Here is a 15311-nt window from a genome sequence, read left to right as displayed (position 1 = left end):
CTTCCGGTCCGTACGGCCGCGGCGCGACCTGCCGGGTACTACCTCGCCAGCTCAGCCCGTATGGTCTTGCCGGTCGGGCCGAGCGTGACGCCCACGGCTCTGGCCAGCTGGTGGACCATGGGCCAGCCGAAGCCGCCCGTACCGCCTTCAAGGTCGGGCGCGCGTTCGCGGGGCGGGCGCGGGTCCGCGTCGGAGACGGCGACCGTGATGGTGTCGGCCCGCGCCTGCAGGCGCAGTGAGCACAGGGCGCCGCGGGCGTGGCGCACCACGTTGGTGATGAGTTCGGAGACGACGAGCTCGACTCCGGCCGCGTGCTGCTCGTCCACGGCGGGGACGAGTCCGTCGACGAAGCCGCGGGTGAGCGCCCGCGCGTCGGCCACCGCTTCGGGACTCTTGTCGAAGGTGGCCGTGGCCGGCGGTCCGGTGGCGTCGAGCGGTATGTGCTGTGTCCGCATGCCTCCTCCTTCCTGGGACTTCCTCGGGTCGGCCATATCGGATGATGGCTGTACGAGAGGAACTCTTGCCCGAAAAGTGGCGGGTTCAACGCCCTTGCTGCCCAGGAGGATCGCCGACCGGCCCAACACCGCCCCCGCGCGCGGGAGGTGGCTGTCAGGGGCGCCCTCGCCAGTCGAGGCACACGATCATCGCGTCGTCGTCGGCGTCGATCGGCCCGCGGTACCCCGCGAGCTCCTTGAGCACCGCGCGCGGCACCTGCGAGGGGGGCAGGAGGCGGGTGCTGGTCATCGCCCGGCCGAGGACCCGCTCGCTGTAGGACTCGGACGTCGGCGACGCCGTGTTGTAGACGCCGTCGCTGACGAACATGAGCCGGTCTCCGGGCCGGACGTGGAAGTGCTCGGTGGTGTACGGCGTGTCCTCGGACATGCCGAGCGGAAGCTGGGCGTCCAGCTTGACGGGCTCGGGCCTGCCGTCGCGCAGCCGCCACATCGTCGGCGAGCCCGCGTCGATGATCTCCGTCTCGCCCGTGCCGAGATGGAAGCGCAGGAGCAGCACGGAGAGGTGGAGCGCCCCCTGGAAGTGGCCGTACACGGCCTGGTCGGCCAGGCAGGCCTGGTCGGCCAGGGACAGTCCGGCGCGCCGGGCGTTGCGCATCGCGGTGACGGCGAGATGGGTGAGCAGGGCGGCCTGGACGCCCTTGCCCATCCCGTTGGTGACGGTGAGGGTGAGGTGGTCCGCGGTGGCGGACCAGTCGAAGTTGTCGCCGTAGACGGCGTAGGCCGGTTCGAGCTGGGCCCCGATCTCGTACTCGGGGCGGGAGCAGGAGCGGCCGGGCAGCAACTGCCACTGCATCTCGGCGGCGAGGGTGAGCCGATCGGCCCGGCGGGCCCGGACGTAGAGGTCGGTGTCGCGTTCCGCCACGACGATCTCGTGGCCGAGCACCTCGGCCACGTCGGCGAGTTCGTCCACGGTGGCCTGGTCGCAGGCGTGGGCGGGCAGACGCGCGGTGAGGATGCCGATGCGGTCGCCGCGTACGGTGACGGGCAGATGCGCGGTGATCTGGTCCGTACGGTCGTCCGATTCGAGGAACGGTTCCTGGGATCCGAACGCGCGGCCGGGTGCGCCGAGGTGGACCGGTACGGGTGTCGCGGAGTGCGGGATGGCGCTGACCGGTTGGAGTATGGTCATCGCGTAGTCGGCCATGAGCAGCTCGACGGAGCCGGCCGCGTAGTGGACAGCGAGCGCCTCCTGTACCGCTTCGAGGAGGGCGTGCGGTGCGGATCTTCGCAGAGCACGTTCCACGGACGTGAATCTGTCCACCTGTCGGGTACCACCTGTTCCTGTTCGGGATGCGAGCTTGTGAGAAGGAGCCGTCGGCCTGCCATGCCTCAGCGACTGACAGCGTCATTGCGAAGTGTCACAGTTGACGGCATGGATTTTGAAACTTCCGTCGGGGGCGACCAGGATGCGGCCGCGCATGCTGCCCGGGAAGTCATCGAGCTGCTCGAAGTGCTGTGGAGCAGAGGCAGGGACATCACGCCCACGGCACCGGTCTCGTCGTCCCAGCTGCGTGTGCTGTACGCCCTGGACGGTGCTCGGGGGATCAACCTCCGCACCCTCGGCGAGTATGTGGGGTCCGCGCCGTCGTCGGTGAGCCGCATGTGTGACCGTCTTCACGCCCTGGGCTTCATCGAGCGCTCCCTCAGTTCGGCCAGTCGCCGCGAGCTCGAACTGCGCTTGTCGAGCCGGGGAGAAAAATACCTCAACGAACTGCGGGACCGCCGGGAGAGTGCGCTGCTCGAAGCCATCTCGGCGATGCGGCCCGCGGAACGCTCCGCCCTCGTACAGGGGTTGAGCGGCTTCCACCGGTCAGTGGAGTGCACCACACCCCGGCCGGCCTCGACGGACGACCACTCGGCGGAGTCCGCCTGACGCCCGCGACGGCGCGATGTCGCCGTCCCCGCCGATCATTGGCCTGATCGCGCGGGTTTACTTCCGGCGTAGCCAGGTACACACAGACGGTCGTGAAGGACCGAGAGCTGTGAGGTTCGGGTGAACGAGGCGCCGGGGACCGGCGAGTGGCCGGAACACGACCGGTAACGGTGCGGCTGAAACGCGCAGTTGACGCGCACGCGGCCTCCGCCTTCGGGAGATCGTCGCCTCGGATAACATTTGCCGCGCGACAACAATTGCTAAGGTGGATGGAATGAACACCAGTGAACCCGAGGCCCGGTTGCGCGTCATCGCCGCCCTGCGTGACCAGGGCGAGAAAGTTGCCGACCGCTGGGTCCAGCTTCAGTCGGAACAGTCGGTCCTGGAGACAGGGATCACCGAACACGAACTGAACGAGGAAGCCGATTCCCTGGTCGAGACGCTGCTCGCCGGCCTGGAGACCGACTCCCCGGTGCAGGAGGTCGTGGCCTCGCAGCGAGGCCTGCGCCAGGCCATCACCGACCTGTCGCTGCGCCGCGCCCGTGGAGGTGCCTCCCCCACGGCCACCTACATGGCCGTCCTCGCGCTCAAGGAGGCACTCCTCGAAGCGGTGCAGCAGGAGACGCGCGACGTCACCGCGCTCTACCAGGCCGCCCTGTTCATCAACCGCCTCCTCGACACTGCGGGCGCCATGTCCTTCGAGATCTTCGTCGAGGGCCGCGAGGAGATCATCCGGCGACAGAGCCGCCAGCTCCTGGAAGTCTCCACGCCGGTGGTGCGCATCTGGGACCGCGTGCTGGCCGTCCCGCTGATCGGAACGCTCGACACGACCCGGACCCAGGTCGTCATGGAGAACCTCCTCGAGGCCATCGAGCGGGACGAGGCGCAGGTCGCCATCATCGACATCACCGGCGTCCCCACGGTGGACACGGCGGTCGCCCACCATCTGATGCAGACGGTCAACGCCGTACGGCTGATGGGCGCCGACTGTGTGATCAGCGGCATCCGCCCGCCGATCGCCCAGATCATCGCCCAGCTCGGCATCGACCTCTCGGCCATCCTGACGCGCTCGACGCTGGCCGACGCCCTCGCCGCCGCCATTCCGCTCCTCACCGACCAGCCGGAACAGCGGGCGTCTCTCGCGGACGCGCGGTGAGCGGCGGCTTGAGCAGCGTCCCGATCCTGCGGTTCGGTGACGTGCTCGTCACCGGCCTGCTCAACGAGCTCGACGACCGGGCGGCGATCGCCTTCACCGATGAGCTCACGCAGCGCATCGTCGCCGACCGTGCCCGCGCGATCCTGATCGACATCTCCCGGCTGGAGATCATCGACTCGTTCGTGGCCCGCACGCTGATGGAACTGACGACGACGGCACGGCTCTTGGGGGCACGGGTGATAGTGGCCGGTATGCGACCGGCGGTCGCGATCACTCTGGTGGAGCTCGGGCTCGAGCTGTCCGGTGTGGAGACCACGCTCAACGCGGAACAGGGAATGATCGCCCTGGGCTGGCAGCCGGCCTCCCGATCACCCAAGGGGAGTCCTGTTGTCCCTCTACGGTGACCTCCAGAAGACACCCTCCGTCCCCGCTCCCACCCGTTCCGAGCGGCCCATGGCGAGCATGCAGGCGCCGTCCGCGGAGAGCGAGAGCCTCCGCGACGAGTACGCGATCCGGGCCGAGGAGGACCTGCTCGCGGTGCGCCACGCGGTACGGGAGGCGACCCTGCGGGCCGGTTTCGGACTCGTGGACCAGACACGCATCGTCACGGCCGCCAGCGAGCTGGCCCGCAACGCCTACGTGCACGGCGGCGGTGGCTCCCTCGCCCTGGAGATCATCGGCCAGGGCGGACAGCGGGGGCTGCGGCTCACGGTGAGCGACCAGGGGCCCGGCATCGCCGACCTCGACCAGGCGTTCACCGACGGCTACACCACCGGTGCCGGTCTCGGACACGGCCTGGGCGGCGCGCGCCGTCTCATGGACGAGTTCAAGGTGCAGTCGGCCCCGGGCCGGGGCACGGTCATCACCGCCGTGCGATGGAACGGACGGCGATGAACGCCGGCGCGGCGGCGCGTACCCTGCACATCGCCATAGACCACCCCAGCGCCGTGCAGAGCGCGGCCGACCGGGCCCGCTCGGTCGCGCGGGAGATGCCAGGGGCGCTGCCTGACCAGGCGGCCGTGCTCGCCAGCGAGCTGGCGAGCAACATCCTCAAGCACGCGAGGAACGGCGCCCTGTTCGTCCAGCGCTCGTCCCTCGACGGCGCGCTGGACCTCTTCGCCGTCGACAGCGGCCCCGGCATGCCCGACATCGACCTGAGCCTCAGGGACGGGTACAGCACCACCAGGACGATGGGCGCGGGCCTGGGCGCCGCGCGCCGGATCGCCACCGACTTCGCCATCCGCTCGGAGGCGGGGTTCGGCACGCTCGTCCACGCCCGCCTGGCGGACCCGGACGCGCCGCGCGTCCAGGCGGTCCCGGCCGCCCTGTGCCTGCCCGCCGACGGGGAGCAGGAGAACGGCGACGGGTACGCCGTCGCCGAGCACGACGGCGTCCGCACCGCTCTCGTGATCGACGGCCTCGGCCACGGCCCCGAGGCCGCGACGGCGGCCCAGCGCGCCGAACGCACCTTCCTGTCGAACCCCGCCGCCCCGCTGGCGGACATCCTCACCGCACTGCACAAGGCCCTGCGGCACACGCGCGGCGCCGCCGTGGCCGCCCTGCGCATCACCGGCGCCCGCGCCGAGTACTGCGGCGTCGGCAACGTCCGCGCCGTGACCCTGTCCTCCAAAGGCGTCCACCACCAGCTCAACGGTCAGGCCGGCATCGTCGGCTACACCCTCCCCAGGCCCAGGAGCCGGGTTTTGGAGCTGTCCGAGCACACCACCGCGGTCCTGCACACCGACGGGATCGACCACCGGTGGGCGTACGCCCCCTCCGACGTACGCCTCACGCTGCCCCCGGTGCTCCTCGCGGCCTCCCTGGCCCACACCCACCGCCGCTGTCGTGACGACGCGACCATCCTGGCCCTCGGCCCGCACCTGGGAATGAGATGACCCGCGAAACCTTCCGTACGCTCAAGGCCCTGCGGCACACCGTGCGCAGCATCGCCCTCGGGCACCGGCTCCCCGCCGACGACCGGGCGCGCCTCGTCCTGTCCCTGAGCGAGGTGGCGGCCGCGGCCCTCGGCGTCGGCCGCCCCGTCACCCTGCTCAGTGGGCGGGAGACGAGCGCGGACGGCGCCCACCAGCTGACCCTCGCGCTGCGCCTGCCGCACCAGTGCGTCGGTACGGAACTGGCGACGGACCGCCTGCCGCTGCGCGCGCGGACCCAGCCTGACGGCACGGTCGTCTGGAACCTGCCCCTGCCGACCGGCGGCGCGCACGGCCAGGGAGCGCCGTCCGCCGGTGGGCCGGGACACCCCGCGCGCCGCCCACCGGCCACCCCCGCCGCCGCGGCGCAGCAGGGAGACAGCGACATCGCCCTGCTGGAGGAGGAGCTCCGGGCCGCGCTCGCCCGCGCCGACACGCTGGCCGACGAACACCAGCGGCTCAAGCACGAACTGGCGGAGACCAACAGCGGGGTCCTCGCCCTGTACGTACAGCTGGAGGAGCGCGACGAGCAGCTGCGCACCGCGCACGGCCGCACCCTGCGCGCCCTCGAGGACGCGCTGCGCCCGAGACCGCTCCACGTCGACGGCCTGGAACTCGGCGTGCACTACGCCCCGGCCAGTGACGACGCGCCCACCGGCGGAGACCTGTACGACTGGTTCACGCTCCCGGACGGAACGGTCCACATCACCGTCGTCGACGCGATCGGGCACGGGATCACCAGCACCCGCACCGCCCTGACGGTCACCCACGCGGTGCGCACCCTCGCTCTCGAGGGCCATCCGCTGGAGACCATCGTGGCGCGGACCGACACCATCCTCGCCCCCTTCGACCAGAACGTCATGGCGACCCTGCTGCTGGCCCGCCTGGACCCGGCCGACGGAAAGCTCGCCCTGGCCAACGGCAGCCACCCGCCGGCGCTGCTCGCCCACAAGGACGGCAGCGCGACCTACCTCGAGGTGCGCGGGCGCGGCATCGGGTTCCCGCTGCCCGGCAGCGACCGCGTCCTGACGACGACCATGGAACCCGACGACGTGCTGCTCCTCTACACCGACGGCCTCACCGAGAGCCGGCGGGACCCCATCGAGGGCGAGGCCCGGCTCAAGGAAGCCCTGTGCCGCCACCGTGCACGACCGATCGAGCAGATCCCCGGCCTGCTGGCCGGGGATCTGCTCAGTGACGTGCTGCACCAGGACGACACCCTGGCGATGGTGGTACGGCGAACGGACGTCAGTCGGTCACTTCGATCCGGCCGTTGACGGCGGCCGGTGCCGCGGTGGCCTCCGGGGCCGGGGCGGACGCCTTGCCGCCGGTGATGCCCTTCAGGAGCTCAGCGAGGTCGACTCCCGTGGTGGAGCTGAGGAGTTCCATGCCCTGGGCGACGTTGTCGGCGACCGTGCGGGAGAGCTGGCTCGCCCCGTCCGTCGAGATCACCGTCATCTTGTCCACCGCGCTGAGCGGCTCGGACGCCTTGGCGACCACGCTCGGCAGGACCTCGACGAGCATCTGCAGGACGGCGGCGTCCCCGTACTGCGTGAACGCGTCGGCCTTCTTGCGCATCGCCTCCGCCTCGGCGGAGCCCTTCGCGCCGATCGCGGCGGCCTCGGCCTCACCCTCCAGGCGTACGGCGTCGGCGAGCGCGGCACGGTGCGCCTTCTCGCCCTCACCGGTGAGGCGCGCCCGCTCGGCGTCGGCCTCGGCCTGCTTGACCAGGCCGATCCTGCGGGCCTCCGCCTCCTGCTCGGCCCGGTAGCGGGCGGCGTCGGCGGGCTTGCGGACCTTGGTGTCCAACTCCCGGTCGGTCAGCGCGGCCTGACGCTGCGCGACCTTCTCCTGCTCGGACAACACGTCCTGCTGCCTGGCCGCCTCGGCGAGGGGCCCCGCGGCGCCGGCGCGCGCCGCCGCCTCGTCCGTCTCGGCCTTGATCTCGGCCTGCTTGAGCGCGAACGTCCGCTGGGCGATCGCGATCTCCTCCTCGGCCTTCAGCCGCGCCTGCTCCGCGGCGCGCCGCGCCACCGCCTCGGCGATGTCCGCCTCCTGCTTGGCGCGGGCGGCCTCGGGGCGCCCGAGGTCCTCCAGGTAGGAGCCCTCGGTGGTGATGTCCTGGATCTGGAAGGCGTCGAGGACGAGGCCCTGCCCGGAGAGGCTGGCCTCGGCCTCCTCCGCCACCTGACCGGCGAACGCGGCGCGGTCGCGGATGATGTCCTCGACCGACATCCGCCCCACGATGGAGCGCAGCGCGCCCGAGAGCACTTCCTGGGTGAAGCCGACGATGCCGTCCTGCTGCACGAGGAATCGCTGGGCCGCGGCCCGTATCGAGTCCTCGGTGCCGCCGACCTTCACGATGGCGACGCCTTCGAGGTTCGCCTTCACGCCGCGCAGGGTGACCGCGCCGCGCACGGCGATCGGGATGTGCCGCGAGGACAGTTCGAGGGTGAACTTCTGCTGGACGAACGGGATGACGAAGACGCCGCCACCGACCACGACCTTCTGGCCGCTGTTGTCGGTCATGATCCGGCCGGTCTCCGGGTCGGTGGACTTCTTGCCGCGCCGTCCGGTCACGATGAAGGCCTCGCTGGGCCCGGCGACCTTGTAGCGCGTGATGACGACGAGCGCCAGGAGGACGAGGAGTACGACGACTCCGATGACGGCGGTCAGGACTGGACTCATGGTGCATTCCCCCCTGCCACCCGGGGACGGCAGATCGGTTATGTGATGGATGTGCGTGTTTCGGGGCGGTCGCTGCGCGAGCGGTGAAGTGGCGAAGCGGCGAAGCGGTGTACGGCCGGCCGGTGCGTGGTCAGCGCTCCACGGGCCGTACCGCCACCGAGGTCGGCGACAGTGCCGCGTCGACCCAGATCTCGGTGCCCCGCGCCACCGCGGCCGAGCTGCGGGCCGCGAACTTCACGGGCTGGCCCGCGAGTTGGAGCAGTACCTCGCCGTAGCCGTCGGCCGGGATCGCGGTGACCACGGAGCCCGCGGTCCCCACGAGGTCGGTGCCGCGCGGGGTAGGGGCGGTCTGCTCGCGCATCAGGACCCGGGTGAACTTCCAGGTCACCCAGCCCGCTCCGGTTCCGGCGAAGGCCCCCGCGACGGCGGCGGGGCCCGCCCCGAGCCCGGTCGTACCGAGGACGAGTGCCCCGCCGAAGCCGAGCATGGAGACGAATCCGGCGATCACGGGCAGGGAAAGGAGCCCGTCGAAGAGCCCGTCCAGCGCGCCCGCTCCTTCGAAGAGCCCTTCGAGTACCCCGTCGAGGGCGAGCGAGAGCAACAGCAGCACGATTCCGGCGATGCCGAGACCCAGAAAAACCGTCATCGGATCACTTCCTCCGTCCACGTCGCCCACCTCGGTACGGAGCGATGATCACATGGCGTCCGGCGCCGTGACATTGCCTGATTCCGGCAATCTTTACGCTTCTTTAATGCCGGGCGGTCGTGATCGCGGCGGTGACCGTGGGGAGATGGCCGCGGGGGAGGGGGGCGATCAACGCCAACTAGGCTTCCCGGCACTATGACCAGCTACGCCAAGCCTTCCGACTGGCCCACCGATGAGCGGACGGCGCGCGCCGTCCAGGACGAGCTGCGCGCCCGCGTCGTCCTGGACGAGACGGGTCCGCCGCCCGGCACGGGGCACGTGACCGGCGTGGACGTCGCCTACGACGACGAGCGGGACATCGTCGCGGCGGCCGTCGTCGTCCTTGACGCGGGCACGCTCGACGTGGTCGAGGAGTCGACGGCGGTCGGCACGGTGACGTTCCCCTATGTGCCGGGTCTGCTGGCGTTCCGTGAGATCCCGGCGGTCCTCGCCGCGCTCGCCGGGCTGCGGACCGACCCGGGTCTCGTCGTCTGCGACGGCTACGGCATCGCCCACCCGCGCCGCTTCGGCCTCGCGAGCCACCTCGGCGTGCTGACGGGCCTGGCGACGATGGGCGTCGCCAAGAACCCCTTCGCCTTCTCGTACGAGGACCCGGCTCCCGCGCGCGGGAGTGCGGCGCCGCTGCTGGACGGCGCGGAGGAGGTGGGCAGTGCGCTGCGCACCCGCGCGGACGTGAAGCCGGTCTTCGTCTCGGTGGGCCACCGCGTGAGCCTCGCCAACGCCTGCGAGCACGTCCTGCGCCTGACGCCCCGCTACCGCCTGCCGGAGTCCACGCGCCGCGCGGACGCCTTGTGCCGCACGGCCTTGCGGGAGGCGACCAGTGGTGCCGCGGCACCCGATGAACGATCAAATGAGGAGCGGGTTAGCATATGAGCGCCGCCTAGCTCGAAAGATACTCCTGTGACTGTCAATGACGACTCGTTCACCAATTGGAAGCACCGCGAGGAGATCGCGGAGTCGATGATCCCGATCATCGGGAAGCTGCACCGCGAGCGGGACGTGACGGTCCTGCTGCACAGCCGCTCCTTGGTGAACAAGTCGGTGGTCAGCATTTTGAAGACCCACCGATTCGCCCGGCAGATCGCCGGGGAGGAGCTCTCGGTCACCGAGACGCTGCCGTTCCTGCAGGCCCTCACCACGCTCGATCTCGGACCTTCGCAGATCGACATCGGCATGCTCGCCGCGACGTACAAGGCCGACGACCGCGGGCTCACGGTCGAGGCGTTCACCGCCGAGGCCGTCGCCGGTGCCACCGGTGCCAACAAGATCGAGTGCCGCGAGGGGCGCGACGTCGTCCTCTACGGCTTCGGCCGTATCGGCCGCCTCGTGGCCCGGCTGCTCATCGAGAAGTCCGGCTCGGGCAACGGCCTGCGGCTGCGCGCCGTCGTCGTCCGCAAGGGGGGCGAGCAGGACATCGTCAAGCGCGCGTCGCTCCTTCGCCGCGACTCGATCCACGGCCAGTTCCAGGGCACGATCACCGTCGACGAGGCGAACAGCACGATCGTCGCCAACGGCAACGAGATCAAGGTGATCTACGCCAACGACCCCTCCGAGGTCGACTACACGGCATACGGCATCAAGGACGCCATCCTCATCGACAACACCGGCAAGTGGCGCGACCGCGAGGGCCTCTCGCAGCACCTGCGGCCCGGTATCGACAAGGTCGTCCTCACCGCGCCGGGCAAGGGCGACGTCCCGAACATCGTGCACGGTGTCAACCACGACACGATCAAGCCGGACGAGCAGATCCTGTCCTGCGCCTCCTGCACCACCAACGCGATCGTGCCGCCGCTGAAGGCGATGGCGGACGAGTACGGCGTGGTGCGCGGGCACGTGGAGACTGTCCACTCGTTCACCAACGACCAGAACCTGCTTGACAACTACCACAAGGCCGACCGCCGCGGCCGCTCGGCGCCGCTCAACATGGTGATCACCGAGACCGGGGCCGCCTCCGCCGTCGCCAAGGCGCTGCCCGACCTCAAGGCGCCGATCACCGGCAGCTCGATCCGCGTCCCGGTCCCTGACGTCTCGATCGCGATCCTCAGCCTGCGGCTCGGCCGCGAGACCAACCGCGAGGAAGTCCTTGACTACCTCCGCAACGTGTCGCTGACCTCGCCGCTCAAGCGCCAGATCGACTTCACCAGCGCCCCCGACGCGGTCTCGAACGACTTCATCGGCTCGCGCCACGCCTCGATCGTCGACGCGGGCGCCACCAAGGTCGACGGCGACAACGCGATCCTCTACCTCTGGTACGACAACGAGTTCGGCTACTCGTGCCAGGTGATCCGCGTCGTCCAGCACGTCTCCGGGGTGGAGTACCCGACGTACCCGGTGCCGGTGCTCTGACCGGCACCTCCGGTACGCCGACGGATCGGCTCGCGAAGTCCCTCAACACCCTCGCTTGAGGGACTTCGACGGCACCGGAACACTGGACACGGTCCGTTCGCCGCGTACGCGTACGGGCGCGGCCGTGCTGTCGGTGATGTCCTCGACGGTGGTGCCCGGGGCGGTTTCCACCAGGGCCAGGCCGTTCTCCGTCACGTCGAGGACGGCGGTGTCGATGCTCCTCGGCGCCACCTGGCGCGACCCGGAACGGCTCCTGGAGATCCAGGTCGCCCTGCGGCTGCTGAAAGTCAGCAAGCACTGACCCGCCCCCCGGCGCCCAACACACCTCGCGGGCCGCCCCTGTGTGCGCCGAGCCCATACCGTCCATGGCGGCACCCTTCGTAGCCTTTGCGCCTCGCGACACGAGGCACGAGCTACGGAGACGCCATGAAGAAGGCCATCACCGCGACAGGGCTCGCCTGCGCTCTGGTCAGCGGCACGCTCCTGTTCCCGGCACAGGCCGCCGAGCGACCGAACGGCTGCGGCGACCTGCGCGGCCTGCGCATCCCCGCCTCAGTGATCGGGCTGCCCACCACGGGCGGCGAGGTGAGCACCGCGAACACCATCGCGCCGGCCGACGGCGGAACCTCGCCGACCGGCGCGTACTGCCGTGTCGACGCCGTCATCCACCCGATGGACCCGCGCGCTCCCGACATCACCCTGCGCGTCGCCCTGCCGCAGCGGTGGAACGACAAGACGATGATGTTCGGCGGCGGAGGCTACGACGGCACCATCCCCGATGTCACGGGCAACGTCCCCTTCGGCCCGACCGGCCGGCCACGCCCCCTCGGCCGCGGCTACGCCACCTACGCCGGCGACTCCGGCCACCGGGCGGCGCCGGACTTCCAGCCGGCCACCTCTTTGGACGGCTCCTTCGGCGTCAACGACGAAGCGGTGCGCAATTTCGCCGGCGACGCGCTGAAGAAGACCCATGACGCCGCCCGCTTCATCATCCGCGCACGCTACGGCGCCACTGCCGCCCACAGCTACTTCGCCGGCGGCTCCAGCGGCGGACGCGAAGCCCTTGCCGTCGCCCAGCGCCTGCCCACCGACTTCGACGGCGTCATCGCCGCCGGCCCCGCCGGCAACTCCCGCACCCGGCCGCTGTGCGCCTACCCCTCCTGGCCGAAGTACCGCGGCCACGGCGAACCCGCCTCCGCGCACAGCTTCACCTGCCACAGCGCGCGGCCACGAACCTGACCGGGCCCGCGCGACCTCCGGTATGGCTGCGGCGAGGACATCCCCGCAGGGGCAGTGTCCGCCGCGCACATAACGGATCGCGGGCCGAGAACCCCACCCTGGCACGACACCGCGAACAACTTCAGCCACCCGTCTCGAAAGTGGTGCTTCCCATGTCGTCCCCATCCCCAGCGCACCCCCAGGCTCCCAAAGACCTGAAGAAGATCGTGGCCGCCAGTCTCATCGGCACCACCATCGAGTGGTACGACTTCTTCCTCTACGGCGCCGCCGCCGCACTCGTGTTCAACAAACTCTTCTTCCCCGACTCCGACCCCTTGGTCGGCACGCTGCTCTCCTTCCTGACCTACGCCGTCGGCTTCGCCGCCCGCCCCGTCGGCGCCCTCGTCTTCGGCCACTTCGGGGACCGGCTCGGCCGCAAGAAGCTCCTGGTGTACAGCCTGCTGATGATGGGCGGCGCGACCTTCCTGATAGGTCTGCTCCCCACCCACGCCACCGTCGGCTCGGCCGCCCCGCTCCTGCTCACCGCACTGCGCCTGGTCCAGGGCTTCGCCCTGGGCGGCGAATGGGGCGGCGCGGTCCTGCTCGTGGCGGAACACGGAGACGCCGGACGGCGCGGCTTCTGGGCGTCGTGGCCGCAGACCGGAGCGCCGGCCGGGCAGTTGCTGGCCACGGGCGTGCTCGCCGCACTGACGGCCACCCTCTCGGACGCGGCGTTCGACTCCTGGGGCTGGCGGGTGCCGTTCCTGCTCTCCGGCGTGCTGGTCCTGGTCGGACTGTGGATCCGGCTCTCCGTCGACGAATCACCCGTGTTCAAAGCCGCCCTCGCGGCAGCCGAACGACGCAAGACCGAACACGGCGCCAGTGAGAAGCCGCCCGTCCTCGCCGTCCTGCGCGACCACTGGCGCGACGTCCTCATCGCCATGGGCACCCGCATGGCGGAGAACATCTCCTACTACGTCGTCACCGCGTTCATCCTCGTGTACGCGACCGAGCAGGCCGGCACGAGCAAGCAGACCGCTCTCAACGCCGTCCTGATCGCGTCCGCCGTCCACTTCGTGACCATCCCCCTGTGGGGCGCCCTCTCCGACAGGGCCGGGCGCCGTCCCGTCTACCTCGTCGGCGCCCTCGGCATGGGCGGCTGGATCTACCCGTTCTTCACTCTCGTCGACCGGGGCTCCTTCGGGGCGCTCATCACGGCCGTAACCGTGGCCCTGCTCTTCCACGGCGCGATGTACGCCCCGCAAGCGGCGTTCTTCTCCGAGATGTTCGCCACCCGCATGCGCTACTCCGGAGCGTCGATCGGCGCCCAGTTCTCCTCCGTGGCCGCCGGCGCCCCGGCCCCGCTCATCGCCACCGCCCTGCTCGCCGAGTACGACAGCGCCGCGCCCATCGCCCTCTACGTCATGGCCGCCGTCCTGCTCACCGTCATCGCCCTCGGCTGCGCCGAGGAGACCCGGCACCGCGACCTCTCGGACGCGGAAGCCTACGAAACCGATCCGGCACCGGCCGGTGACCAACCGGTCCGTACAGTCTGAAAGACCAGAAGGACGGAACGGGGTGTGGTCGTAACGGCCAGGGGGAACTCTCTTGCTTCACAGTTCAACGCACGGACGCCACTCGGAAAGAGATCCCCACGGCGCGCAGCCGCTCGATCAGCGCGTCGCCCATCGCCGTCGCCGTGGTGACCTGGCCCGCGGTCGGAGGCAGGTCGTCGAGCGCCAGGCACAGGGCCGACTCGCCCAGCATCCTCGCCGTCTCGTCGTAGCCGGGATCACCGCCCGAGACCTCGGTGAACACGCGCTTGCCGCCGCCCTCGCCGACGAAGCGCACCGTGAACCACGACGTGGCCCGGCGTGACTCGCTCGGCCCGTCCCCGGGCTTGAGCCGCCCGGACAACCACCGCCGCACGGGCGGCACTTGCGCGGCCGCCAGCAGACCGCCGACGGCCACGGGCCCGCCCAGCGCGACCGGCAGCGACTTCACGGCCGCGTAGTGCCGGTAGCGGAAGTCCGGCCCGTACCGCTCCAGGGCCCGCGCCGAGCGCCGCACCACCTGCGGGTCGATCGTCGGCAGCGGCAGTGCCCACGCGCCGACCTCGGCCGCGTAGTGGGGCGCGCCCGGCGGGGCGTACGCCTTGCGGCCCACCGGGCGCGGCTCGTGCCGCTTCCGCTCCTTCGCGGCGGCCAGCATCTGCGGCCCGCGCGCGAACTGGTTGAGCGCGGAGGCGAAGGTCCCGCCGGAGAACTGCGCGCCGACCCGCACGAACCCGTCGACGCGCAACGGCACCCCCTCGGGCAGCTGCCGCACCGTGAAGTACGCCCCCAGATCATGCGGGACCGAGTCGAACCCGCAGGAGTGCACGATCCGTGCGCCGGTCTCCCGAGCGCGGGCGTCGTGGCGCACGTACATGAGGTCGACGAACTCGGGCTCACCCGTCAGGTCCACGTAGTCCGTGCCCGCTTCGGCGCACGCCGCGACCAGCTCCTGCCCGTACGTCAGGTACGGGCCGACCGTCGAGGCGACGACCCGCGCGTGGGCGGCCATCTCCCGCAGGGACGCGGTGTCGGCCACATCCGCGTGGACCAGGGGAAGGTCGGCGCACTTGGGGTTGACGGCGGCGAGCCGCTCCCGCAGGGCCTCCAGTTTCGCGGTGTCGCGCCCCGCGACGGCCCACCGCACCCCGTCGGGAGCGTGGGCGGCGAGATGCTCCGCCGTCAGCATCCCCACGAAACCCGTCGCTCCGAAGAGCACGATGTCGTACGGGCGATCACTGTTCCTGTTGCGGTGACTCTCGCTGTTACCACTGGTCATGGCAGTCATGGCACCTCTTTGCCGTGGGTCCCGCGCAGTTGTCGGT

At 70.9% G+C, this 15311-nt stretch carries 16 protein-coding genes; 11 read left to right on the top strand and 5 right to left on the bottom strand.

Features of this window, described 5'->3' with window-relative positions:
- Positions 1–38: 38 nt before the first annotated feature.
- Complete coding sequence (locus ACFVYR_RS01925) at positions 39–455, bottom strand: ATP-binding protein (RefSeq protein WP_384247609.1); 417 nt, start codon at positions 453–455, stop codon at positions 39–41.
- 154 nt (positions 456–609) lie between these two features.
- On the bottom strand, positions 610–1776 hold the full coding sequence (locus ACFVYR_RS01920; RefSeq protein ID WP_384247607.1) for a PP2C family protein-serine/threonine phosphatase: 1167 nt from the start codon (positions 1774–1776) through the stop codon (positions 610–612).
- Between the two features lie 111 nt (positions 1777–1887).
- Here ACFVYR_RS01920 and ACFVYR_RS01915 point away from each other — a divergent pair, with 111 nt between their 5' ends.
- From ACFVYR_RS01915 to ACFVYR_RS01890, 6 genes are all read left to right on the top strand, one after another.
- On the top strand, positions 1888–2388 hold the full coding sequence (locus tag ACFVYR_RS01915; RefSeq protein ID WP_384247606.1) for a MarR family winged helix-turn-helix transcriptional regulator: 501 nt from the start codon (positions 1888–1890) through the stop codon (positions 2386–2388).
- 274 nt (positions 2389–2662) lie between these two features.
- Positions 2663–3544, top strand: coding sequence for an STAS domain-containing protein (locus ACFVYR_RS01910; RefSeq protein ID WP_384247604.1), 882 nt, complete (start codon positions 2663–2665; stop codon positions 3542–3544).
- 8 nt (positions 3545–3552) lie between these two features.
- On the top strand, positions 3553–3948 hold the full coding sequence (locus ACFVYR_RS01905) for an STAS domain-containing protein (protein WP_384247603.1): 396 nt from the start codon (positions 3553–3555) through the stop codon (positions 3946–3948).
- Between the two features lie 49 nt (positions 3949–3997).
- Positions 3998–4438 (top strand): anti-sigma regulatory factor, encoded by a 441-nt coding sequence (locus tag ACFVYR_RS01900; RefSeq protein ID WP_384248001.1) that lies wholly within the window; start codon positions 3998–4000, stop codon positions 4436–4438.
- Positions 4435–5439, top strand: coding sequence for a SpoIIE family protein phosphatase (locus ACFVYR_RS01895; RefSeq protein WP_384247601.1), 1005 nt, complete (start codon positions 4435–4437; stop codon positions 5437–5439). Before ACFVYR_RS01900 ends, ACFVYR_RS01895 begins: the two co-directional genes overlap by 4 nt.
- Positions 5436–6752 (top strand): PP2C family protein-serine/threonine phosphatase, encoded by a 1317-nt coding sequence (locus tag ACFVYR_RS01890; RefSeq protein WP_384247600.1) that lies wholly within the window; start codon positions 5436–5438, stop codon positions 6750–6752. Before ACFVYR_RS01895 ends, ACFVYR_RS01890 begins: the two co-directional genes overlap by 4 nt.
- Here ACFVYR_RS01890 and ACFVYR_RS01885 read toward each other — a convergent pair.
- Both ACFVYR_RS01885 and ACFVYR_RS01880 read right to left on the bottom strand, forming a co-directional pair.
- Positions 6724–8163 carry a flotillin family protein gene (locus ACFVYR_RS01885; RefSeq protein WP_384247599.1) on the bottom strand — a complete coding sequence of 480 codons (1440 nt, stop codon included), beginning with the start codon at positions 8161–8163 and terminating at the stop codon, positions 6724–6726. The genes ACFVYR_RS01890 and ACFVYR_RS01885 overlap by 29 nt on opposite strands.
- A 130-nt stretch (positions 8164–8293) precedes the next feature.
- On the bottom strand, positions 8294–8809 hold the full coding sequence (locus ACFVYR_RS01880) for a hypothetical protein (protein ID WP_384247597.1): 516 nt from the start codon (positions 8807–8809) through the stop codon (positions 8294–8296).
- 195 nt (positions 8810–9004) lie between these two features.
- Between ACFVYR_RS01880 and nfi the strand changes: the two genes are divergently transcribed.
- The 5 genes from nfi (at position 9005) to ACFVYR_RS01855 (ending at position 13989) form a co-directional block, all read left to right on the top strand.
- Positions 9005–9742, top strand: coding sequence for a deoxyribonuclease V (gene nfi / locus ACFVYR_RS01875; protein ID WP_384247595.1), 738 nt, complete (start codon positions 9005–9007; stop codon positions 9740–9742).
- A 27-nt stretch (positions 9743–9769) separates the two neighbouring features.
- Positions 9770–11215 carry a glyceraldehyde-3-phosphate dehydrogenase gene (locus ACFVYR_RS01870; protein ID WP_384247594.1) on the top strand — a complete coding sequence of 482 codons (1446 nt, stop codon included), beginning with the start codon at positions 9770–9772 and terminating at the stop codon, positions 11213–11215.
- A gap of 55 nt (positions 11216–11270) precedes the next feature.
- Positions 11271–11516 carry a hypothetical protein gene (locus ACFVYR_RS01865; protein WP_384247592.1) on the top strand — a complete coding sequence of 82 codons (246 nt, stop codon included), beginning with the start codon at positions 11271–11273 and terminating at the stop codon, positions 11514–11516.
- 125 nt (positions 11517–11641) lie between these two features.
- Positions 11642–12454, top strand: a complete 813-nt coding sequence (locus ACFVYR_RS01860; RefSeq protein WP_384247591.1) for a tannase/feruloyl esterase family alpha/beta hydrolase — start codon at positions 11642–11644, stop codon at positions 12452–12454.
- A 152-nt stretch (positions 12455–12606) separates the two neighbouring features.
- Positions 12607–13989 carry an MFS transporter gene (locus ACFVYR_RS01855; RefSeq protein ID WP_384247590.1) on the top strand — a complete coding sequence of 461 codons (1383 nt, stop codon included), beginning with the start codon at positions 12607–12609 and terminating at the stop codon, positions 13987–13989.
- A 64-nt stretch (positions 13990–14053) separates the two neighbouring features.
- On the opposite strand, the gene ACFVYR_RS01850 is transcribed toward ACFVYR_RS01855, so the two are convergent.
- Positions 14054–15265 carry a saccharopine dehydrogenase family protein gene (locus ACFVYR_RS01850; RefSeq protein ID WP_384247588.1) on the bottom strand — a complete coding sequence of 404 codons (1212 nt, stop codon included), beginning with the start codon at positions 15263–15265 and terminating at the stop codon, positions 14054–14056.
- Positions 15266–15311: the final 46 nt, after the last annotated feature.

Source organism: Streptomyces sp. NPDC058284, assembly GCF_042881135.1.
Taxonomy (GTDB): domain Bacteria; phylum Actinomycetota; class Actinomycetes; order Streptomycetales; family Streptomycetaceae; genus Streptomyces.
This window is presented reverse-complemented; position numbering and strand designations above follow the sequence as displayed.

What these genes read in the sequence shown, in the direction of transcription:
- nfi (WP_384247595.1), top strand. Translation starts at nt 9,005, where the DNA reads ATGACCAGCTACGCCAAGCCTTCCGACTGGCCCACCGATGAGCGGACG.
- ACFVYR_RS01885 (WP_384247599.1), bottom strand. Translation starts at nt 8,163, where the DNA reads ATGAGTCCAGTCCTGACCGCCGTCATCGGAGTCGTCGTACTCCTCGTC.
- ACFVYR_RS01850 (WP_384247588.1), bottom strand. Translation starts at nt 15,265, where the DNA reads ATGACCAGTGGTAACAGCGAGAGTCACCGCAACAGGAACAGTGATCGC.
- ACFVYR_RS01925 (WP_384247609.1), bottom strand. Translation starts at nt 455, where the DNA reads ATGCGGACACAGCACATACCGCTCGACGCCACCGGACCGCCGGCCACG.
- ACFVYR_RS01880 (WP_384247597.1), bottom strand. Translation starts at nt 8,809, where the DNA reads ATGACGGTTTTTCTGGGTCTCGGCATCGCCGGAATCGTGCTGCTGTTG.
- ACFVYR_RS01855 (WP_384247590.1), top strand. Translation starts at nt 12,607, where the DNA reads ATGTCGTCCCCATCCCCAGCGCACCCCCAGGCTCCCAAAGACCTGAAG.
- ACFVYR_RS01915 (WP_384247606.1), top strand. Translation starts at nt 1,888, where the DNA reads ATGGATTTTGAAACTTCCGTCGGGGGCGACCAGGATGCGGCCGCGCAT.
- ACFVYR_RS01890 (WP_384247600.1), top strand. Translation starts at nt 5,436, where the DNA reads ATGACCCGCGAAACCTTCCGTACGCTCAAGGCCCTGCGGCACACCGTG.
- ACFVYR_RS01895 (WP_384247601.1), top strand. Translation starts at nt 4,435, where the DNA reads ATGAACGCCGGCGCGGCGGCGCGTACCCTGCACATCGCCATAGACCAC.
- ACFVYR_RS01860 (WP_384247591.1), top strand. Translation starts at nt 11,642, where the DNA reads ATGAAGAAGGCCATCACCGCGACAGGGCTCGCCTGCGCTCTGGTCAGC.
- ACFVYR_RS01900 (WP_384248001.1), top strand. Translation starts at nt 3,998, where the DNA reads ATGGCGAGCATGCAGGCGCCGTCCGCGGAGAGCGAGAGCCTCCGCGAC.
- ACFVYR_RS01910 (WP_384247604.1), top strand. Translation starts at nt 2,663, where the DNA reads ATGAACACCAGTGAACCCGAGGCCCGGTTGCGCGTCATCGCCGCCCTG.